The sequence below is a fragment of the Gemmatimonadaceae bacterium genome (assembly GCA_020852815.1).
GTDB lineage: Bacteria > Gemmatimonadota > Gemmatimonadetes > Gemmatimonadales > Gemmatimonadaceae > SCN-70-22.
The window spans coordinates 1-21,904 of record JADZAN010000017.1 but is presented as its reverse complement, the minus strand read 5'-3'; the positions used below and the strand labels follow the sequence as shown (position 1 = coordinate 21,904).

At 68.6% G+C, this 21,904-nt stretch carries 18 protein-coding genes; 8 read left to right on the top strand and 10 right to left on the bottom strand.

The features are described 5' to 3' along the window. Nucleotides 1–345: 345 nt before the first annotated feature. Together IT359_09900 and IT359_09895 are read left to right on the top strand one after the other, a co-directional pair. On the top strand, nt 346–1,824 hold the full coding sequence (locus tag IT359_09900; protein ID MCC6929290.1) for a right-handed parallel beta-helix repeat-containing protein: 1,479 nt from the start codon (nt 346–348) through the stop codon (nt 1,822–1,824). A 148-nt stretch (nt 1,825–1,972) separates the two neighbouring features. Continuing rightward, complete coding sequence (locus IT359_09895) at nt 1,973–3,586, top strand: serine hydrolase (GenBank protein ID MCC6929289.1); 1,614 nt, start codon at nt 1,973–1,975, stop codon at nt 3,584–3,586. Nucleotides 3,587–3,683: 97 nt separating this feature from the next. Here IT359_09895 and IT359_09890 read toward each other — a convergent pair whose 3' ends face one another. After that, nucleotides 3,684–4,262 (bottom strand): hypothetical protein, encoded by a 579-nt coding sequence (locus tag IT359_09890; protein MCC6929288.1) that lies wholly within the window; start codon nt 4,260–4,262, stop codon nt 3,684–3,686. Between the two features lie 138 nt (nt 4,263–4,400). Continuing rightward, complete coding sequence (locus IT359_09885) at nt 4,401–5,420, bottom strand: hypothetical protein (protein ID MCC6929287.1); 1,020 nt, start codon at nt 5,418–5,420, stop codon at nt 4,401–4,403. A gap of 174 nt (nt 5,421–5,594) precedes the next feature. Here IT359_09885 and IT359_09880 point away from each other — a divergent pair, with 174 nt between their 5' ends. Both IT359_09880 and IT359_09875 read left to right on the top strand, forming a co-directional pair. After that, on the top strand, nt 5,595–6,695 hold the full coding sequence (locus tag IT359_09880; protein ID MCC6929286.1) for a succinylglutamate desuccinylase/aspartoacylase family protein: 1,101 nt from the start codon (nt 5,595–5,597) through the stop codon (nt 6,693–6,695). A 364-nt stretch (nt 6,696–7,059) separates the two neighbouring features. Beyond that, nucleotides 7,060–11,040, top strand: a complete 3,981-nt coding sequence (locus tag IT359_09875) for a hypothetical protein (protein ID MCC6929285.1) — start codon at nt 7,060–7,062, stop codon at nt 11,038–11,040. Here the strand turns inward: IT359_09875 and IT359_09870 are convergent. The 8 genes from IT359_09870 to IT359_09835 form a co-directional block, all read right to left on the bottom strand. Further along, nucleotides 10,994–11,779 carry a TIGR00730 family Rossman fold protein gene (locus IT359_09870; GenBank protein ID MCC6929284.1) on the bottom strand — a complete coding sequence of 262 codons (786 nt, stop codon included), beginning with the start codon at nt 11,777–11,779 and terminating at the stop codon, nt 10,994–10,996. The genes IT359_09875 and IT359_09870 overlap by 47 nt on opposite strands. Before the next feature lie 3 nt (nt 11,780–11,782). After that, entirely contained in the window at nt 11,783–12,181 is a 399-nt protein-coding gene (locus tag IT359_09865; GenBank protein ID MCC6929283.1) for a hypothetical protein, read from the bottom strand. Beyond that, nucleotides 12,178–12,486 (bottom strand): hypothetical protein, encoded by a 309-nt coding sequence (locus IT359_09860; GenBank protein ID MCC6929282.1) that lies wholly within the window; start codon nt 12,484–12,486, stop codon nt 12,178–12,180. Before IT359_09860 ends, IT359_09865 begins: the two co-directional genes overlap by 4 nt. 52 nt (nt 12,487–12,538) lie before the next feature. Continuing rightward, nucleotides 12,539–13,303: a VOC family protein gene (locus tag IT359_09855; protein ID MCC6929281.1), complete on the bottom strand. Its 765-nt coding sequence runs from the start codon at nt 13,301–13,303 to the stop codon at nt 12,539–12,541. 66 nt (nt 13,304–13,369) lie between these two features. Further along, entirely contained in the window at nt 13,370–13,720 is a 351-nt protein-coding gene (locus IT359_09850; GenBank protein MCC6929280.1) for a PIN domain-containing protein, read from the bottom strand. Between the two features lie 26 nt (nt 13,721–13,746). Beyond that, entirely contained in the window at nt 13,747–14,034 is a 288-nt protein-coding gene (locus IT359_09845; GenBank protein ID MCC6929279.1) for a type II toxin-antitoxin system prevent-host-death family antitoxin, read from the bottom strand. A gap of 23 nt (nt 14,035–14,057) precedes the next feature. Next, entirely contained in the window at nt 14,058–14,870 is an 813-nt protein-coding gene (locus IT359_09840) for a hypothetical protein (GenBank protein MCC6929278.1), read from the bottom strand. Next, nucleotides 14,848–17,997 carry a CHAT domain-containing protein gene (locus IT359_09835; GenBank protein ID MCC6929277.1) on the bottom strand — a complete coding sequence of 1,050 codons (3,150 nt, stop codon included), beginning with the start codon at nt 17,995–17,997 and terminating at the stop codon, nt 14,848–14,850. Before IT359_09835 ends, IT359_09840 begins: the two co-directional genes overlap by 23 nt. 193 nt (nt 17,998–18,190) lie before the next feature. On the opposite strand from IT359_09835, the gene IT359_09830 reads away from it, so the two are divergent. The 4 genes from IT359_09830 to IT359_09815 all read left to right on the top strand — a co-directional run. Further along, complete coding sequence (locus IT359_09830; protein MCC6929276.1) at nt 18,191–19,207, top strand: oxidoreductase; 1,017 nt, start codon at nt 18,191–18,193, stop codon at nt 19,205–19,207. 1,177 nt (nt 19,208–20,384) lie between these two features. Beyond that, a complete protein-coding gene (locus tag IT359_09825) occupies nt 20,385–20,771 on the top strand; it encodes a hypothetical protein (GenBank protein MCC6929275.1) in 387 nt (128 codons plus the stop codon). Nucleotides 20,772–20,812: 41 nt separating this feature from the next. Continuing rightward, nucleotides 20,813–21,154, top strand: a complete 342-nt coding sequence (locus tag IT359_09820) for a transposase (GenBank protein MCC6929274.1) — start codon at nt 20,813–20,815, stop codon at nt 21,152–21,154. Between the two features lie 11 nt (nt 21,155–21,165). After that, nucleotides 21,166–21,904 (top strand): transposase (locus IT359_09815; protein MCC6929273.1); only part of this gene is annotated, 739 nt, incomplete at its 3' end.

Here is a 21,904-nt window from a genome sequence, read left to right as displayed (position 1 = left end):
CACGGCCGCAACGTCTCCTCGAGGTGGCAATCGAAGTGCCCGCACACTGCCGGTGGTGCAACCCGCGTGACACCAACGACTTGGCCCACGCGCTCGGCAATGATTGCCGGAGGCTTTGACGCGCGCGCCCTCGCAGCGCGCCGCGCTCGTGGCGCTCTGCGCAACCGACTGGCTCGGAAAGTGAATGAACCAGCGGGTACCGCCGCCCTCGCCGGGGGGTAACTCTAGGCAGCTCCTGATCCGTCCCCGTTCGGTTCACGCATGTTCGCAACGAGAACGTTGTTAGTCGCCCGTCGCATCCGCTCCGGAGCGCACGTGGTATCGCGAAACGCTCGAGCGCTCACCGTGGCATGCGTCTTCGCTGCTGCGACTTCGCTCGCCGGCGCTCTCGCGCCCTCGCTCGCCGCGGCGCAGGGCGCGCCCGAGCTTCCGCGCGCCGTCCCGCGCGTACCGGCGACGCTCGCCATCGCCGCCTGCACGCAGAAGGTGTCGGGCTCGGGGCTGCAGTCGGCGGTGCGGCGTGCGAAGGGCGGGGCGGTCCTCTGTCTCGACGCGGGCGAACGCTTCTCCGGGCAACTCCTCCTCCCCAATCGTGGCGACGAGGGGTGGGTCGTGATCAGGACAGCGCCGGCGTCGGCGCATCCCGCTCCCGGCGCACGCGTGCGGCCGTCGCAGGCGGCGTCGCTGGCCCAACTCGTCACAGCAGGCGGCGCACCGGCCCTGGCGACCGAACCTGGCGCGCGCGGGTGGTACCTGGCGCTCCTCGACATCACCATCGAACCCAGCGTCACGAAGGTCACCTCGACCATCGTGAACTTCGCGCGCGGCGCGCGCGACCTCGTCCTCGACCGCACCTACATCCACGCCGGGACCGAGCAGAACGTACAGCGTTGCGTGGTCGTCAACAGCGCCAGCACGAGTATCGTGTCATCGTGGCTCGACGAGTGTCATGGCAAGGGGTTCGACTCGCAGGCCATCCTGAGCTGGGAGAGCGAGGGCCCCGTCCTCGTGGACAACAACACGCTTGCCGGTGCCGGGGAGAACGTGATGCTCGGCGGCGCCGATCCGAGGGAGGCGGGCGCACAGCCCACCGATTTCACCTTCACGCGCAACCACATCGTCACCCCCCCCGAGTGGAACCGGAAGTGGACCAAGAAGAACATCTTCGAGACCAAGAACGCACGGCGCGTCCTGATCGAGGGGAATGTGCTCGAGGGATCCTGGTCCGATGGGCAGATCGGCTACGCCTTCGTCCTCAAGACGTCCAACCAGGGCGGACGTTGCACCTGGTGCTCGGTCTCTGACGTGACTATCCAGCGGAACTACATTCGCCGTGCGGCCGGCGCCTTCGGGATCACGGGCAGGGACGGCGGCCCGGGGAAAGGGGTCGATTCGCTGGCGCGCCGCTTCCTCATCACCGAAAACTGGGCCGAGGAGATCGGCGCCGGGATGTACAGCGGCGCGCAGCAGCTCGTGAGCATCATGCAGGGGGCCACCGATTTCACGATCGAGCGGAACACGATCCTCGGCAACAACATCAAGAACGACTTCATGGTCGCCCCGCCGGCGCCGAGCGGCATTCGACTCACATTTCGCCGTAACGTCCTCACCCGCGGGCGCTACTCGCTGCACGGGTGCGGCGGCCCGATCGTGAACTGCCTGCCGGGGGCGAAGCTCAGCGGCAACCTCCTGGTGGGACCCGGCGGCGGCGCCCTTGTGGCAGGCTTCAGCACCGCCGGTTCGCTGGCCGGCGCGCTGGGGAGCGCGGGCGTGCAGCGCAGCGTGGTGGACGCGGCGACCAAGGGCGTTGTGGTCGCCCGTTAGGCGACTCTCGCCCCCTTCCAGAGGCCGCGGTTGGCCGCGGCGCGAGGGCGCCCACCCCATGCATTGCGGTTGGCGCCGCCAGCCAACATTGTATACAAATTGCCGCCCCCCGGTTACTCGGCGCACCCACCACTCGCCGCCCCCCGTCATGTCTCCAACCCATCCGTTGCTCGCCCGGCACCCACGCCGGATTGCGGTCGGATTGCTCGCGATCGCCGCACTCGTCGCCGCACCGCGCACACTTTCCGCTCAGGCCCGCGCTCCGAAAGGTCCCTCCGCTGCCACACCGGCCGTCGATACGCGCGCCGCGCTCCAGGATCTCGATCGCTACATCCCCAAGGCGCTCGCCGACTGGAATGGCGCCGGCGTCGCGGTCGGCATTGTCCTCAATGACTCCCTCATCTACGCCAAGGGCTTCGGCGTGCGCGAGGTCGGGAAGCCCGAGTTGGTCGACGATCGCACCGTCTTCGCCATCGGCTCCAACTCCAAGTTCTTCACCGCCGTCGCCGCCGGCATGCTCGCCGACGACGGCAAGCTCACGCTCGACGACAAGGTCACGAAGCACCTCCCCTGGTTCCAGCTCTACGACCCGTGGGTCACGCGCGAAATCACCCTGCGCGACGTGATGTCGCACCGCAGCGGGCTCGGACGACGCGGCGACAACCTGTGGTACGGCACGCCGTACTCGCGCGACGAGGTCATTCGCCGCGTACGCTACCTGGTCCCCAACTCCTCGTTCCGCACCGAGTTCGGCTACCAGAACATCATGTTCCTCACCGCCGGCCAGGTCATCGCCGCCGCCGCCGGAAAGTCGTGGGACGACGTGATCCGCGAGCGCATCTTCGAACCGCTGGGGATGACATCCAGCAACACCAGCGTCACGCAGCTCGCCGGGATGCCTAACGTCGCGCAGCCGCACAACCTCGACCCCACGGCCCAGCGCCCGACGCCGATTCCCTACCTCAACATCGACAACGTCGCCCCCGCCGGCTCCATCAACTCCAACGTGCAGGACATGGCGCGCTGGATGCGCTTCATCCTCGCCAACGGAAAGGCCAACGGGCGTGAACTCCTCAAGCCGCTCACCCTCGCCGACATCGAGACGCCACACACGATTGCCGGACGCGTGGTCGGCGACACGATCAACCCCACGCGGCACTTCTCCACCTACGGGCTGGGGATCGGGCTCTCCGACCTGCATGGCGCCAAGGTGCTGCAGCACACGGGCGGCATCGATGGGATGCTCTCCTTCGTGGCGATGGTCCCCGAGCGCGGGCTCGGCATCGTGGTCCTCACCAACGTCGCTGGCCACAACGCGCTCTACACCGCGCTGGGAACACGCATCCTCAACACCTTCCTGGGTGGCGCCACCCGCGACTGGAGCACCATGTCGCTGGAGCAGGCGCGCAAGGGCGAGCAGGCGGCCGCCGACGCCGCGAAGAAGCGGTGGAACGCGCGCGTGCAGGGCACCTCGCCGTCGCGCCCGCTGGCCGAGTACGCCGCGACGTACCGCAGCCAGATGTACGGCGATCTCACCGTGTCGCTCGAGGACGGAGCGCTCGTCCTGCGCTACCCCAACGCCATCACGCTCCGCCTCACGCACCTCAACTACGACACCTTCCTCGGCGCCGCGCCAACCGCCGGCCCGCTCACCGAGCAGGGGCTCACGGTGCGCTTCACGCTCGACGCAAGTGGCAAGGTGGCCAGCGTGAGCGCGGATGGGATGGACGAGTTCAAGAAAGTGAACGGCGCCAGTCGTTAGGCACGTCGTTGAAACGCGCTGCCCTGCGCGGCGCTGACACGGCTCGACCGGTCAGCGCCGCGCAGGGCACGACGTTACTCGAACTCAGCGGTGCGGATCAGCGCGGCCAGAGCCAGCCAAAGACGCCGGCGGTGAGGAGCGCGTACACAAGCCCGTCCACCATCGTGCGCAGCGTCATCCCCCAGTTCCGCCCCCACCAAATCGAGTTCTGCGCCAGGGCGAGGGCGTAACCGGCAAACGCCGTGGTGCCGGCAAAGCGGAATACCTGCAGGTAGTCCGCTCCCGCGGCGAGGGCGCGCGACGCCACGTATGCCGCGAACAGGGAGACCACGAGCGCGTAGAAGAACCAGGTGCCGAGGCTCGTCCCCATCGACATCGGCCCCGATGGGCGCACCGTCATGTGGACGACGGGGCCTTCATTCATCTTCGCCAGGAAGTCCGGCGACTTCATCGCCTCCATCGAGCCCGCCATGGGTAAGGCATAGTCGCCGGGCGCAAGCTTGAACGGGCGAAGCGCCCCCATCACCCCATCCTCATCGCCGACCTTGCGCATGTCGTTCTTGTGCCAGGGTGTCGCCATGTGGATCACGGAACTGGCGAGGAAGACGACAACCGCGGCGAGCACTATGGGGAGTAGCAACGAGGCGAGCGAAACCATGGCGACAGCCTCCAGCATGAGGGGAAAGTGCGAACAGGGGGTCTGCGCAGTACCACACGCGGCGCGACAAACGCTACCCTAACCGCGATAGCTGTCAAGGAACGTTTGGAACCGGTGATCCCCTCTACCCGACTCTACAGATGCGCTGACGGAGGCTCAGTGCGTCTCCTCGCTCGTCGCGCGTCGCGTCCCCGACGCTCCCGTGGTCTTCACCTGCATCACCTTGTTGAGCGCGTCGAACCAGAAGGGCGCGCCGAGCGTGATGGCCAGCGCCGTGAGCAGGAGCCCCACGACCTGTTGCACAAACCAGGAGAAGGGGGGCCCGACAACGGGCGCCATGTGTTCCCACCCGATGGGGAGCTCGAGCGCGGCCAGCGCGGTAAGCCGCGCGTCGAGGTGCGCCAGCGTGGGGTCGATGGGAGTGGGTGCGTTTGGCACTCCCGCCGCGGCGGCGCGCGCCAGGCTATCCGCGACGATTGCGGACGCCTTGCCCACGACCAGCTCGCGGGCTGCCTTGGATCGCGCGAGATGTTGCGCGATGGCGATCGTGTTGACGTTGAGGGCCAGCGTGGACGCCACACCAATGAAGAGCAACCAGTAGTGCGTGCGACGCCGGTACCACCCGGACACGCGATCCATGGAACGATCGAACCACTGCTCGATGTTGGCCTTGGCCCTGTCGAGATCCCCCTTCGCATCATCCAGCGCGAGAAAGAGCGCGCGTCGCACGTGCGGTGAGTCGATCAGCTCCACTCCCGTGCGCAACGAGTCGAAGGTGAGTGGGGCGCGTTGCAGCTCCGAGTCGGGGCCGGACGCCGGCCCCCGAACCATCAGGTCGATCAGCGCTGCCGCGAAGGATGGTGCCGGGATGTAGGTCGGGAGGTTCGCCCCGGTGAGACGCTCTCGCACGGGCGCGTCTGCGGGGGCCTGCGGGTCCGAAGCCGGGTCATACGGGCCGATATAGAGCGAGGCGATCAACGGATGCTCGTACAACTGCCGCGAGAGACCGCGCCCGCGCCGGTCGTCGAGCAATTCGCGGACACCGGTCTCCAGGAAGACCGCGCGCGTCTTGAAGACCGACTCGAGCGCCTCACGCACCGCCGTCGCGAACAGCGACAGGAGGAGATAGACCACGACGAGGCCGATTGCGACGTCCAGGACTTCGGAGCCGAACATGGGTGAGCCGCCAGTCTCGAGGGTCCGCGAAGATGACGCACGCATCGCCAGAGCGCGAGACGCCTGACGCGACGCGCATGACGTGACGCCGGCGCAAAGCTCCGCTCCCTTGTCCAGCCCGGTCGTTGGCGGCATGTTGGCGCCACCGACGCCCACGCCCTCCATCTCCGCGCCATGTCGACCCGTCTCGCGATCGTTTGCCGAGCGACGATCTCCACCGCCCTCCTCGTCGCCACGCTGAATCCCGCCGCCGGCTCGCGCTCGTTAGGAGCGCAGGCGCCGGCCGACCGGCATCCCACGCTCACGGTCGGTAGCGCCACGGCCCAGCGAGGCCAGAAGGTGAACGGCCTGCTCAAGGTCCCCGCGGGGAGCGACGCGGCGCTCGACATCCCGGTCACCGTGGTACACGGCGCCGCGCGTGGGCCGGTGCTCGCTCTCGTCGCCGGCTCGCACGGCACCGAGTACGCATCGATCATCGCGCTGGAACGACTCATCACGACGCTCGATCCGGCCAAGGTGCGCGGCAGCGTCATCATCGTCCCGTTGGTCAACATCCCGTCGTTCGAACAACGGGTGGCGCACCTCAATCCGGTCGACGGGAAGAACATGAACCGCGAGTATCCCGGCAAGCCCAACGGGACGCAGACCGATCGCGCCTCGTTTGCGATCACGCGCGAGGTGATCGAGCAGGCAGACCACGTGATAGACATGCATGGTGGCGACACCGACGAGTCGCTCTTCCCCTTCAGCTACTGGACTCCAACGGGGAACGCGGCGCAGGACTCGCTCTCTCGGCGGATGGTAACCGCCTTTGGTGTCCCGCACATCGTCGTCTCGCGCGACCGCCCGCGCGACCCGGGTGCGTCGCGCTACCTGGAGAACACGGCGACCACGCGAGGGAAAGCCTCGTTCACGGCCGAGGCCGGCTATCACGGGACGGTCATGCCGCAGGATGTCGACACCCTGGTGAACGGCACGCTCAAGGTGATGGCGGCGCTCGACATGTACGACCGCAAGGTGCCGCGCATCAACCCCACCTGGCTCACCGCGATGCACACCGTGGTTGGGCAACAGCGCGGGATCTTCCACCCGCTGGTGTCACGCACGCAGCGAGTGAGCAAGGGCGACAAGCTCGGGGTAACCACCGACTGGTGGGGCAAGGTGCTGGAAACGGTCGTCGCGCCAGCCGCCGGGATCGTGCTGTATGTCCGGCCCATCCCGTCGATACTGGCCGGCGAGACCGTCGCGGCCATCGGGGTGCCCGGCACGCCATAGCGGTTCGCACCACAGCGCACCTCGTTACCGCACCCCTCCCCGCGCCAGCGCTTCCATGCTGGCGCGGTTTTTTCGTGTCGGCATCCCGTTCCGCTCACTGCCTAACAGTGCGCATGGATGAGTGCGCCACGAGGGGGTGCGCGAGTCCGGTGCGAGGGTCGTGCACCCCTACTGGCGCGCAGCCATCACGCGCTGTCGGATTGTGTCGGCCTACAGCGGTTCTGCAGGGTCACGTCCTCGTCCCCCTCCCCCCTCCCTTCTCCCGAACCCGTCGCATGCAGGTCTTTCGCATCGCCAGGCAGCACGGCCGCCGCCGCGTCGAGCCGCTCGCTCGTTCGGCCGACCATTCGTCGCAGGGGCGGTCATGAGCGGCGAGAACCGCTCGTCAGGCACCACGGCCGCCACCGGCGTGGGAGGGATCGGGCTGCTCGTCGCGCTCTTTGCGCTCCTCTTTCGCGGCGGATCGTCGCCCCCGGTGGCCGCTCCGGTCCCCGGCCCCCCCATCGTGCAAACCGTCCCGTCAGGCGCAAGCAGCGACAAGCCGACCCCAGAGGGGGCCGTGGCCGACTTCGACCGCGGGCGACGCCTCGTCGCCGACTTTTTCGGGACACAGTGGAGCTCCATACGCGCGCTGGGACGCGATGCCGCGCTCGCGCGATCGCCGTCACCGGACTCGGTGGCGCGCATGCCGCTGCGCGTCACCATCGCCACCATCCCCGACCCCACCGACTCGCACCTCGACTGGTCGTACGATGCGGTGCTGGAGGCCATCCGGCGTGCGATGGGGACGGCCGCGCTCGTCCCGCAGGGCTACTGGCTCCCGCCGCGCACCGACAGCATGACGCTGAACATCGGGAGCGGAACCGCTCGTTATGCGGTGCACGACTTCCAGCCCGGCGTGCTCCTCTTCCGATCGGCGGACATGCAGGCGCCGGCGCTGCACGTGGTCTACCTCGTCCCCGAGATCCCCACCTCGGGGGTCCAGTACTACGCCTTTCGCGCGGCTCTCGCCGATCGCGCCGCGCTGATCGCCGAAGGGAGCGCGCTCCTCGACACCGATCCCCGTGAGCGCGACGAGCTCTCCGTCCTTGGTCCGACCTTCAGCGGCTCGTCGTTCTCGCTGCGCATGCTGATCGACGAGGCGCTGGCGCCGAGGGCCTCCGCCCTCCCCGAGGCGCGCGACCCCGCGCCGAGGACGGCGCGCGTCATCTCAGGCTCGGCGACATCGTTCAGCAACCTCTCCGTCCTCACCGACTCGACCTGCGTGCGCCTGCCGAGGCGCGAGAGCGCGACGGCCGACTCGGTTCGCATTGCCCGCATTCGCTTCTCCGCCACGGTGAACCCGGACAACGCCATGGACGACGTGCTGGCGCGGCTCGTGCGCGTGTTGCGCGTGCGCCCCGACCAGGTCGCCGTCCTCACCGAGTCGGGCACGGCATACGGCGCCGTTCGGCCAACGGGCAAGGACTCAGGACGCTCCAACAATCGGCAGCAGGCGCGCCTGTGCGGCACGTCCGAGGCGGGGAGCGGTGCAGCTGGCGAGAGCCGGCCCACCAGGGAGGACGAGGCGAAGCCGTCGGGAGAATCGAGCTACCTCACGGTCCCCTTCCCGCTCAACATCGCCTCGCTGCGCAGCGAATTCGAGAAGGCGCCGACCGCGCTGGAAGCCTCGCCCAACCTGCCCTCGCTCACCGACGCACCGCGCACCAAGCTGTCGCTGGACGAGAAAATGCGCCCGCGCGAGACGCCGGCGCTTACCTCCTCCTTGAGCATCCCCTCGCTCGACGTCGTCCTCGACCACCTGATGACGTCGCTCGACGAACACGACATTCGCGTGGTGCTCGTGAAGGCCACCGATGTGCGCGACAAGCTCATGCTGGCGCGCGAGGTGAAGCGCCACCTTCGCGACGCGATCATCGTGAACTACGAGGCGCACGTCCTGCTCGCGCGCCCCGAGTACTCCGATGCGCTCATCGGTTCGCTCGTCCTCAGCACGTATCCGCTGACGTTGGAGAACCAGTTCTGGTCGTCGGCCGAGCGCAGCACCAAGGCGGGGAACGACTCGTCGTACACGCGCATGACCGACCTGATGGCCTTCTCCAACGCCGCCGCCATCGGCGTGTACAACGCGGCCGTCACGCGGCTGGGGTTGCACGAGCGCCAGGAGGAGTATTCGATCCGTGCGGGAACGCGACGCGGGACGACGATCCCGCCCATCTGGGTCTCCGTGGTGGGGCGCGGGGGCTTCTATCCGCTCACGTACCAGATGCCCGGGGCGCAGTGGCAGTCGTACCTCAACGTAGGCCCCTCCGACACGGCGCGCAGCGCGCGCATCCCCGCACGCCTGCACGAGCATTCCTTCACGCACGACGCGATGCTCTCCGTCGCCGTGCTCCTCCCGTCCATCCTCATCGCCGTCTTCGCCATCCTCACGCTGCTCGATCGCCAGTGGCTCCTCAGCACGGGCTTCATCGTCCCCGACGCGTTGGCGCAACCGCGGACGAGCAAGGAGGCGCTCTACCTGGGGCTCTTCATCATCTCGCTCAGCGCGACCTATCTCCCCTTCTCCGTAGCCGTCGATGCGCGACGCGTGGTGGCCTCGGTCGACGAGTACAGCGGCTTCCCCTCGCTCGCCGTGATGATTGTCCTCGCGCTCTCGGCGCTGGAGATCGTCCTCGGTTTGTCGCTGGCGTTCTATGGAATTGGCGGGCTTCTCTTTCCGAGGATCAAGAAGGTGCGGGGGAGCGAGGCCGGCGCACCGGACGCCGGTGCTGCGGCACCTGGCGACGTCGCGGCGCCTGACGACGCGTCGTCCGTGCCAGTGGCGGCGACACCTGCAGCCTCGTCGCCGCCGGTTGCAACGACCGGGCCGACGGCAACCGCGGCGCCCGGCGGCGGCGCCCGCTCGCTCCTGGAGCGGATGCGCGCATCCACGCGCCTGAGCGGCGAGGTACCAGCCGTGAAGGACAGCGACGACCTGCGGGAGTACCGGCAGCGCACCGAGCGCCGCGAGGCGCCGCTGATCGCGCGCGCCGGAGACCTCATCGTCTCTGTGGTGAGCGCGCTGTTCGTGGTGAGCTCGCTCGCCTACACGGCGCACCTGCTGCGCTTCGCCAGCCGTGGCGGGAGCGAAGCGACGCTGTCGATGTATCGCGCCTTGCATCTGGCGAGCGGCGTGTCACCACTCATCCCGCTCGTCCTGCTCGGCGCCACCTTTGCCATCTGGACGTGGTGGCAGCTGCAACAGGCGCGCGGCATGGACGCGCTCCTCCCCATCGAGAACGGGTTGCGCACCCTGGCGGACACGCGCACCAGCCCCGCCATCTGGCGGCGCGCCTATCGATCGGCGGTGGAGGCGCGGCGCGGCCTGGCCTGGTTCGCCCCCAGCATGCACGTCGCCTGGATCATCCTGGCGGCACTCACCGCCATCTGGATCATCGTACGGCGTCGGTTGCCGTCGCTGGAGTCGCTGGCCCACGGCGGGCGCGGCGCCGACGTCTGGTTCGACGCCAGTCTCTGGGTCGGGCTCGTCGCCGTCCTCGTCTCGTCGTCGTGGGCGATCTATCGCCTGGTGCACACCTGGCACGGCCTCGAGCGCTTCCTCGACATCATGGCGGGGACGCCGATTGCCGACGCCTTCGCGCGACTCCCCATCGACATCATCCGCCTTACCGATGTCGGCTTCCTGGGGATGCGGCGCGACGATCACGGCGCCGATCGCTACGTGGTGGAGCTGTGGGAGCGGGTGCGCCAGGATGCGAGTGACGCCGCGAGTGTCAGCCCGCCCGGCGTGCTGGAGGTCTCGCAGCGCGAACAGCGCGGGTCGGCCAGCGTGGCCTTGTCGCTGCGAGTGGCGCGCGACCTCTGGACCATCCGCCGCGGCGATGCACCTGGCGGTGCCTCCTCGCTCCCCCCTCCCACGGCGCGCACGCTGGCCTCGATGGAGGAGTACCTGGCGTGCGAGATCATCGCCTTCGTCGACACCTACCTCCGCAACCTGCGCGGGCTCTGCTTCTTCCTCTTTGCCTCGCTCCTCATCCTCGTCAGCGTCGGGATGCTCTATCCGTACGTCCCGCACAGCGTCATCAACATGTACGCCATCGCGCTCCTGCTGGGGACGGTCGTCTCGGTCTTCTTCGTGATGGTGCGCATGAATCGCAACGAGATGCTGAGCCGAGTGTCGCGCACTACACCGGGAAAGCTCACGTGGGACACCGCGTTCGTCCTCAACGTCATCACCTTCGGCGCCGTCCCGCTCCTCACGCTCGCCGTGTCCGAGTATCCGGGCGCGCGGACGCTCATATTCTCGTGGGCTGACCCGCTGGTGCGGATGGTTGCGAAGTAGGGCGACGCCCCTCGAGGAACCACCACCGCGGCACTTCGCGCCCCTTCTGACGCTCCTGCCACATCGCCACCAGGCGATCCTGCAGGAGCGTCGTCGCTTCCTCCACGCTGTCGGCCACGAAGACGAACGACAGCTCCTTCTGCTTGAGCGTCCCCTCGGCCACCATCCGGTCGATCTGCGCCAGCGTAGGCCCCCAGTACTCCTTGCCGTACAGGAGGATGGGGAAGTTCTCCACCTTCCCCGTCTGAATGAGCGTGATGGTCTCGAACAGCTCGTCGAGCGTCCCCGCGCCGCCCGGCATCACGACGAAGCAGATGCTGTACTTGAGGAGGAGGACCTTGCGGATGAAGAAGCGATTGAAGTTGAGGGCAATGTCGCAATACGGGTTGAGCGCTTGTTCATGCGGAAGGACGATCCCGCAGCCGATGCTGAGCGCACCGACATCCCGGGCCCCGCGATTGGCCGCCTCCATGATCCCGGGGCCGCCCCCGGTCATGATCGTGAACCCTACACGTCCGATGCGTTGCGCCAGCTCGCGTGCGGCGCTGTAGTACGGATGGTCTTCCTTGAAGCGCGCCGAGCCGAAGAAGGTCACGCACGGACCCACGAAGTGCAGCGCACGGAAGCCGCGAATGAACTCGCCGGCAATGGAGAAGACCGAACCGAGTTCCTTCCAGCGGGAGCGTGGTCCCTCGAGGAAGGAGAGGTCGATGTGGCGGGAGTCGTGTGGGGAAGACATGGGTCAGCCGAGTCGCTGTGCGCCCTGGAGTCGCCCGAGCGCACGATCGAAGGTCGCGACCGCGAGTCCCTCTCGATCATAGTCGCCATGGATCAGCCGATCCATGAGTCCGGGCTGCGACTTGGCACTGCGTCGCGACTCCGGGTCGGCGAGAATGGAACGCGCCACGCCGGTGCCCCTGATGCGCGGATCGGAGAGTAGCGCGTGCAGGACGCGCGTCGCCTCGCCATGCGGCACGCCATAGTGATGGCGCAGGGCAAGGTACGTCTCCCCGACCACGAGGTCGGAGATGGCGACAGGCGACGGTGACGACGCGACCAGCCGGCGCGCGACATCGGCCTGTGCCTCGGGCACACCGGTGAGCAACCGGAGCGTGAGCGACGTGTCCAATCCGATGGTCACGACTTTCGCTCCTTCCCTCGTGCGCGCCCTTGCTGCTGTCGCCGCGCGCGCGCCACGCTCTCGCGGACTGCGTCCATCGAGTGGTCCTCGATCGCGCTCCCGTAGCGCTGCAGGGAACCCAGCCACGCGGGATTCCACGGCGCGGTGGTCGACGCGGCCTCCCCTCGACCAGCGCTCCCGTCCGGGGCGTCGAGGATGTATCGCACACCCTCGGCGACCAACTCCCGCACCGTCCGCCCACGCCGCGCCGCCTCGATCTTGAGGCGGCGATACAACGCTTCGTCGAGGTCGATGGTGGCCTTCATGCAAGCAAGGTAGCAAGCTTGCTTGCCATCGCACAGGGCGGGGGCGGTTGACCTACCCCCCAATCAACCCCATCGCCGTCCCGGAGGGATCGGTGAAGTAGCCGAAGGTCGCCATGCCGGGAATGGCCATCGGTTCGCCCATGCGCTTCCCTCCCGCCGCCTCGATTGCGGCGAGCGTCGCCGTCACGTCGGCGGCGTAGAGATAGGCGAGCCCACGGGTGGCCGGCGTGTGCGACTGGAAGACACCGCCGATGCCGGCGCCGGCGTCGAACATCAGGTACTGCGGCATGGTGGGGAGCGTACCCCAGCCGAACTGCGCGCCGAAGAATCGCGCGGCGACGTCCAGGTCACCGGCGTGCATCTCCAGCGTGCAGACCGTCCCGTTAGGCGGACGGCGCGCGTCGCCGAAGGGGGCGGGAATGTGCGGCGGTGCCGGGCTCGGCGCGCTGGCCAGTCCGTACACAGTCCCCGCGGGGTCGGTGAAGCGGGCGAGCGTTCCCGCCATCGGCATCGCCCACGGTGCGCGCTCGACCGCGCCGCCAGCCGCAACCACCTGCTGCAACGCCGCCGGCACGTCGGCTACGGCGATGAAGGGGACAACCCCCTGGAAGCCATCGGGTGTCTTTGCGCGCAGCGTGACCGCCGGCCCGGAGGCGAGCGCGGTCGCTGCGATGTCGGCGGTGATCGTCATCAACTGCCACCCGAAGACGGCGTGATAGAACGCCGTCGACGCCGCGAAGTCGTTGGCGGCGATGGTGATCATCGCGATCGGATGCTGGCCGGTTCCCTTCGGGATCGGCGGGAGTGCGCTGCCCATCGTTGGCTCGGCGGGTCGGGGGAGGGGGGAGGAAGGGGGAGAAGTGCCGGCGCCCGCGGGCGTCGCCTACGTCGCGAACCCGAGCGCTTTCGCGACCTTTCGCTGCGGAAGGTCCAGCGTGAGGAACGTCACCTCGCCGGAATCCTGGGCGAGGTAGAGCGCGCAGGCGAGGTGCCAGCAATCGGCGCCGCGCACGCAGCCCGCGTCCAGCACGCGCTCCACTTCGTCAGTCAACGCACGCGACGGCAGAATCCACTGAATGTCCGAGAGGTCGAGCTCCGCGTCCGGGAGTGCTTCGCGGCGCAACGCAGCTCTCAACTCCGCTTCGAGGAGCGGCGACGCGAAGATCCTGTCGAACTCGACGAGACGCGCTCGGACGGCGTGACCCGTCCGCTCATCGAGCGCGACGGCGACAATTCACGAGCTGTCGACGATGGCGACCTTCACTCGCGTTCCTTGAGGAAGCGCTTCAGCGCCCCAGGGCGGCGAGCCAACCGCCGCAACGCGACCGACGCCCCGGACCTGCGCGTCGGCGCGGACAGCTCTCCACGGGACTCCAGTTCCTCCACTCGCTCCGCGAGTGACTGCTTCCGCGCACCTCGCTCGATGGGGCGAAGCTCCGCCGCCGGTTCACCATGAACGGTGATGACGATCGTCCGTCCCTCCCGCACCTGACGAACAAGTGCCGAGAGCTTCGCTTTCGCGTCGTAAAGAGAGCACTCGTCTGCCATGACTTCAATGTAGTCTGGTCAGACTAGTCAGACAAAACGCCTTCGGTCACCTCCAACACCCCACCCTTCTCACCCCCCACCTCCGCCGCCGCGATCTTCCGCTTCACCGCCCCCATCACGTGCACGTAGTCACGCGCTTCCTTGAGCCCCAGCCGCTTGCGCCGGCCGTCGTACACCAACTCGTTGAGCACCACGCCGTACGCCAGCGGCGCAGCGCTCGACGCGGTGATCGTCTTGTCCTTGTTGACCGAGAGCGCCCCCTTGGCATCACCAATCGCGGCGACGTCGGCATGCAGGTCGATGCTCGCTGACTTCTTGTCGAGCGCCTCGAAGGTCAACGACGCGCACGAATGCACACCGCGCGCGATGTAGTACCGCGCATCGTCGCGCATCGCCGACTTCGCGCGGTCGAAGTCGAGGTCGGCCAGCCGGTTCTCGAGGTCAAAGGCATCGGTCACCGAGTCGAGCGTGCAGCCGTCGAAGCGGAACTTGAGTACCGACGTCCCGGTGCGCTCGAAGGCCGCCCCCATCGAGACGCCGATCGCTCCCCCAATCGTGGCCAGGAATCCCTTCAGGAAGTTGAGCGCCCCACTCCCCGACGTGGCGCTCGAGACGGTGGTCGAGATGTCGAGCACCGGTTCCCCCTTCGTGATGTCCGGCGGATCGAAGGGAACGCGCAGCAGCGACGTCAGCGCTCCGCCCAGGTAGACCTTGTCATCGCGCACGGCAAAGACGGTGAGCACGGGAAGCGCCGCACGCGGTCGGCTCAGCACGTGCACGTCGTACTTGTCGAAGAGGAGGCGGGCCAGCGGGTCAGCGCTCGTACGGTTCCACATCGTCACTCTCCAGGGAGCGTTGCAGGGTGTTGATCCACTCCAACAGTTCGTCGTCCTCCTCGGCGCGCGCCATGCGTCCGGCAGCCGCAAGGAGCCGCCCGGCGCGACGCGACACGCGCGCGTGCGCGGTGAGGTCGGCCCCCTGCAGCATGCTGTCGGCCATGAGGACGTAGGCGCGGGCGCGCGTGACGCCATCCGAACGCTGCGCCAGCGCCGTCGCGTCGTCCAGCGCGTCGCGCATCCTGCCAGAGCGCATCGCCTCCACCGCCGAGCGCAGGCGCATCTCGTTGTCGACCACGCGGTCCATGGCGCCGACGCAGGCGCCTGCCGGGAGGTGCCAGCCGCTTCCGAAGATGGCCGTCGCTCCCCAGAAGAAGGGGTGCGCGAACGGCGTCGGCGAGTCGCTGTCATCGACCCAGTCCATCAGCGTGCGCGCCCCCACCAGCGCCTCGGGCGCCGCCTTGTGCGCCTTGAGGCGATCGTAGTGCAGGCGGCAGGCGGCCACCGCCTCGTCGTGCGTCATGCGCCGCAGGTCGCGCACAGCGCGGAACAGTGCAGCTGACGGGCGAAATCCGCGGTGCGCCAGGTGCACCAGGAAGCGGTCGAGGAGGATGTTCGCCGTGACGTCGACCACCGGCCAGAGATTGGCCAGCACAGCGCTCGCGCCTGCGTTCACCAGCGCCCCGGGAATGCCCCACGACAGCGCGTCGTCCGGCGTGAGCGCCACCGCGCCCGCTTCGCAGGCAATGAGGACCAGGAGCGCGCGCTTCTCCAGTGCCGGCAGGCGCAACATCTCGTCCAGCGACCACGGCGCGTCGTGCATCACCAGGTGCGAGGCGCGCAGGTCGCCGGCCACGAAGTGCCCATGCGTCCCCAGCACAACGAGGTCGGCGGTGCGGATGGCCTCGCTCACCGCCTCGCGCGTCATCTCGGCACCCGTCGCCAGCGACCATCGCGCCGCGTGGCCGCCGGCGGTTGCCCGTGCGCCAAACGCCTCCAGCTCGGCGCGTACTCCTGCCAGGTCGCCATTGGGATCGGCAAACCCAGCCACGGCGCCAATGGCGCGCGGGCGCACGAACGCCTGCGACGCGGCCACCGCCTGCACCGCGGGGGCGTACTCGACCGGCATCACTTCGCACAGGAAGTTGGCATCCGACGTGTCGATCCCCGTTATCGCGACCTCCTTCCCGCACACCATCGCCAGATGCAAGGGAATGGCGCGCGTGAGCACGTCGGGGACGAGGATGAGCTGCGTGACGCCGCGCTCGGAGAGCGAGCGGGCGAGGAAGCAGAAGAAGTGGTCGTGCAGGATCTTCGCGATGTCGAGCAACGCCTCGGTCTGCGCCCCGCCAAGGGCGTTGGAGAGGTTGCCCGCCTGCTGCAACTCGGTGAGCGCGCGCGCCTCACGGGCGGTGAAGGTGGGGGCATGCAGGAGCGTGGTCACGACGCCGTCGGCACCGCGCGTGTAGATCACCCCGTCGGTCGCGTCGCGCCCCACCAGGAAGTCGACGATCGCCACGCCGCCGTCGATGGGGAGGGCGTCGACCAGGTCGCGCGGATACACGCCAAATCCCAGGCGCGCGTGCAGGAGCGGGTCGCGCGCGCGGATGCGCTCGCCCGCCTCCCGCAGCTGCAACGCCGAGCGCCGCACGCCATTGACGGCGCGGATGAAGTCGGGCTGCGCCACGCCGGCCATCGCGTCGACCGACTGGGCCAGCGCGCGCGCCGCATCGGCCACCGCACCCAACTCCGGGTGCGCCGGGGGAGCCTCCAACAACCGGTGCAGCGTCGCCGTGCAGAAGGCCGGCGCCTTCCAACGCTGTAGCAGGTCGCTCGCCGCATCGTTGCGGTCCATCTCCACCAGCAGGGCAAGCGTGTCGCTCACCACGCGCAGGTCGAGCCCCGCCTGCTGCAACACGTCACCACCAATCATGCGCGCCCACTCCCGCCCACCGCGCAGCGCGAGCGCCAGGCGCACGTCGCACACCAGGTGCGCCGCCACCAGCGCCCCATCGGCATCGCGCGCATCCACCGCACGCGCCATCACGTGCGGCAACCAGAGATCGAGCGCACACGGACCGTCGGTGTTGGGCGGCATGGTGCCAAGGCGAGCGAGCTTCGCGCGCGTTTCCCGCACCCGGCGCGCGAACTGTTCGGCGAACGGCCTCCCCTTCCCCAACTCGGCGATGCGGTCGGCGACGCGGATCCCATCGATTGCCGCCAGCCCCTGATCATAGAGCGACAGCGACTCGTCCAGCGCCGTGAGCTGGGCCGTCCCCGACAGCTCGCCAGCCAGCGCCTCCAGCCGCGCCCCACCCTCCTCGAAGCGCGCGGCTCCATGATACGCGCTGGCCAGCGCGCGCAACGTCGCGGTCACATGGTCGTCGCCGTCGAGCTGGCGCGCTGCGGCGAGCGCCGCTTCGTAGCAGGCAAGTGCGTCGCCGAAGCGCTGCCGGCGCGCGCAGGCATTCCCTGTGTTGCGCGCCCAGGTGTCGACCGCATCCCATTGCTGCATCGACTGCGCGTGGCTCCACGCGCTGCGATAGTGATCCTCCGCGCCGTCCTCGTCGCCACGTGCGGCGCAATCGCGCCCGAGTTCCCCCTCGAGTTCCACGAGCGTCGTGACCTGCTCGGCGTCGAACAGGTTCACCGCGCCGAGTCGCGCTCGCCGGCCATTGGTTGATGAGGGAGAGCGCAGCAGCGCCTCCGCCTTACGCGCCAGCGCCCCTCCCGCCTCGGCGTCACCCCCGGCGCGGAGCGCAGCGGCGCGTCGCACCATCCAGAGTACCTGCGCCACGCGATTACCGGCGCGTTCGGCGGCTGCCACGGCCCGCTGGAAGTGCTCGATTGCTTCGGGGAGCTGCTTTCCGCGCCGCAGCACGCGCCCCTGCCCGCCGATCGCCGCGTGCAGGCGGGGGCCCTCGCCGCGACATTGGCGCTCGGCCAGGCGGTAGTGCATCATCGCCAGGGCGGGGTCGCGCTCCAGCGCGGCATCACCGATCGCCAGCAGCGTGTCGATCTCGTTGACGATGTCGCCGTCGCGCTTGGCGGCGACGAGGTCTTGCTGGAGCTTGTCCACGCGCGCGGAGTAGCGCGCGAAGCCGTCCTCGCCCACCGAAGTGCCCATGCCAGCCTCCGCACTCGCGCCGTTCCTTGACTGCAGCCCCGTGAGTCTGGTGACGCTAACGCGCGCGGGCCGGTTGGGCAAACTGTGGCGTGCAGGATACATAGCGCTCAACCGGGCCGAACCGTACGGCAGGCGATAGGCGCTCGTGGAATCGCCGGACGAATCTGTTTGTGGAACTGGAGTAACACGGTCAATGAACGAAACGATCAACGTCGCCCTTGTCGGCTTTGGCTTCGCCGGCCGCAGCTTTCACGCGCCGCTCGTCGCGGCGGTCGAAGGGCTTCGCTTGCACACCATTGTCTCCAGCCAGGGGGCGCTTGCCCGCGGTGCGCACCCAGACGCCCGGGTGGTCGGAGACTACGACGAGGCGCTCACCGATCCCCACATCGATCTGGTTGTCCTCGCCACGCCCAACGCCGTTCACGCCCGGCAGGCGCACGCCGCTTTGAGCGCCGGCAAGCACCTCGTGGTCGACAAGCCGTTCACCGTGACCGTCGAGGAGGCCGAGTCGGTCGTGGCGCACGCCGAGCGTGCGGGGCGCGTGCTCGCTGTGTTTCACAACCGGCGGTGGGACAGCGAGTTCGTGACCGTGCGAAAGCTGATCGGCGACGGCGCGTTAGGCGATGTGCGCTACTTCGAGTCGCGCATCGATCGTTATCGCCCCGTGGTGCGTGACCGCTGGCGCGAGCGCGCCGGCGCGGGGGCGGGTTTGTGGTACGACCTGGGGCCGCACCTCGTGGACCAGGCGTTGCAGCTGTTCGGCCAGCCGCTCGGTGTGGAGGGCGACCTGGTCATCCAGCGCGACGGGGCGCAGGTGGACGACTATTTCCACGTCGTGCTGCGGTACGAGCGCCTGCGCGTCGTGTTGCACGCGTCGATGCTCGCGGCGGCGAACGACCTGCGGTTTGTCGTGCACGGGACGCGTGGGAGCTATGTGAAGTTTGGGACCGATCCGCAGGAGGAGGTGCTGCGCGGCGGTGGCGTGGTTGGCGGTGCGGAGTGGGGGGTGGATCGGCAGCCGGGGGTGCTCACGTCGTACGAAGGGGAGCGGCGCGTGGAGCGGGTGGTGGAATCGGAGCGGGGAGATTGGCGGGCGTTCTACGAGGGGGTGCGGGATGCGGTGAGGGGGATTGGTGGGAACCCGGTGCCGCCGAGTGAGGCGGTGGAGGTGATGAGGGTGGTGGCGGGGGTGGAGCAAGGGTGTGGGTGAGGTGCTTGCAACCGTAGTTGCATGCAACTATAGTTGCAGGCATGGCCGCTCGTACCGCGCGCAGGATTCGCGAAGGCGCTTCGCGCTACGTTGCGCAGACCGACTTGCTGGTGGACAGGGAGGAGGAGCGCTCGGAGCTCTCCCGGCTACTGAAGCAGGCCGAGGACCGTGGGCGCCCGATCGCTGCGCTCCTCACGGGACGTCGTCGTGTGGGGAAGACCTTTCTCCTCACCCACGCGTGGCCGCAGGAGCGGCTCTTCCTCTTCACCGCCTCGCGCACCACGCCGGAGCTCAACAGGCGGCAGCTTGTCCAGGACTTCGCCGCGTGGACTGGCGCAACGCTCGTTCCGGACGACTATCCCACCTGGCGCACCATCTTCCAGCTCCTCCTGTCGCCCGCTCGTGCGAGTTTGGGCAAAGCGTCCGCTGGGCGCGTCGTGGTACTCGACGAGTTCCAGTATCTGGCGGAAGGGAGTGGCGGTCTCGCCGAGGTTGCATCGGAACTCAACGCGGTGCTGGAGCAGCGTAGCGGCCCCTCGACGAGTCCCGTGCTCCTGATGCTCGCCGGATCGGAGGTCACCACCATGGAGGCGCTCGACGCGGGAGGAGCGCCGCTGTACGGACGTTTCGCCTGGCGACATCGACTGGCGCCGTTCATCTACTGGGATGCCGCGCAACTCGCCAGCTTCCGTGCGCTGCGCGATCGTGCGCAGTCGTACGCGATTTTCGGGGGGACTCCGCGCTACCTCGCCGCCGTTGACCCGTCGCGCACGCTGTCAGAGAACGTCATCGAACTCGTTCTCTCGCCACGCGGCGAGGTGCGTGCATTGCTGGAGACGGCGCTCGATCAGGAGGAGGGGCTTCGCGACGCGAACAAGTACCGCGCCATCCTCGGTGCCGTGGCCAACGGATGCACCGAGCGCAACGAGATCGCGCAGCGCGTGGGGCTGGCCAACGACCATGCCCTGCGCGAGAAGCTGTCCACCCTCGTCGAGCTGGGTTATCTCGAGGCGCGTGCGAATGTGGATGCCAGGGCCAACGATGCGACGCGTTACGTCGTGGCCGATCCCGCCATCCGCTTCTACCACCGCTTCGTGGTGCCTAACGTGTCGGCACTGGCGCGCTATCCTGCCGAGTCGTGTGGGAGGACGCCATCGCACCGCACCTGGACACCTTCATGGGGCTGGCGTTCGAGCGCATGGCCGCGCAGGCATACGATCGCGCCAGTGGCACGACGCGGAAGCCGGCGTTGCCGCTGGTGGAGCGCTGGACGCACTGGGAGGGGGTCGATCGTGCGCGTCAGTCATTGGAGATCGACGTCGTCGCGCCGTTGGTAGGCGGCGGCGTGATGACTGGCGCGGTGAAGTGGGATCGTACGCCTATCGGCGCCCGGGTGCATCACCAGCACATGGAGATGTTGACGCGTGCGGCGGACGCTGGGCGCGCGTGGGCGCACGCGGCGTTGGAGAGGCGCTCGCCGTTGTACTACGTGGCGGCTGGCGGGTTTTCGCGGGCGTTCGTGGGTGCGGTGGAGGGGAGCTGTCCTGCCTCAGTTGAAATGTGACTCCCAACCGCTCACTCTATGCAGTGAGCTCGGAGGAGTCCATGAGTCGACGCAACGGCAAGCAGAAGACCCGACGACAGTTCACGCCCGAGGAGAAAGCGACGATCCTGCGGCGCCATCTCGTCGACAAGATCGCCGTCTCGGACCTGTGTGACGAGTACGCGATCCAGCCCACGCTGTTCTACCTGTGGCAGCGTCAGGCCTTCGAGCAACTGGCCGCCGCCCTCCAGGACGGGCGCACGCAGCGGGGCGCAGCGCAGGCTGGAGCGGCCGAACGGGCGCGCGTCGCCGCGCTCGAAGCCAAGCTGGCGAAGAAGGATGCGGTGATCGCCGAGGTGTCGGAGGAGTACCTCGCCTTGAAAAAAAAGCTTGGGGCGCCCTGAGGGAGCGATGGGTGCCGCCAGATCTCCGCGATGCGGTCGTCGATTTCGTGACGGCATTCAGTGCGCGTACCGAGCAGTCGGTGCGCTGGGTGCTGGCCCGCCTGGGCGTCGCCCCCGCGCAGTACTATCGCTGGACCGCACGCTACGGCCAGGCCAACACACCCAACGGCCCGGTGCCGCGCGACCACTGGTTGCGGCCGGCAGAGCGGCAAGCGATCCTCGCGTATCACGACACGCATGCGCCGGAGGGCTATCGCCGCATGACCTACCTGATGCTCGACGCGAACATCGTGGCGGTGAGTCCCGCGACGGTGTATCGCGTGCTGCGCGCGGCCGGGGTGCTGGACCGCTGGAACCGTACGCCGTCGACGAAGGGCACGGGGTTCGTCCAGCCCGTCGCCCCGCACGAGCACTGGCACATCGACATCAGCTACGTCAACCTCGCGGGGACGTTCTACTACCTCTGCGCGCTCCTCGACGGCGCGACGCGCTATCTCGTGCATTGGGAGCTCCGCGAACGGATGACGACCGCCGACGTCGAGACGATCCTGCAACGGGCGCGCGAGCAGTACCCCGACGCGCGGCCGCGGATCATCTCGGACAACGGGCCGCAGTTCCTCGCGCGCGACTTCAAGGAGTTCGTGCGGCTGGCGGGGATGACGCACGTGCGGACGTCGCCCTACTATCCGCAGTCGAACGGCAAGCTCGAACGCTGGCACCAGACGCTCAAGGTCACCACGATCCGGCCGC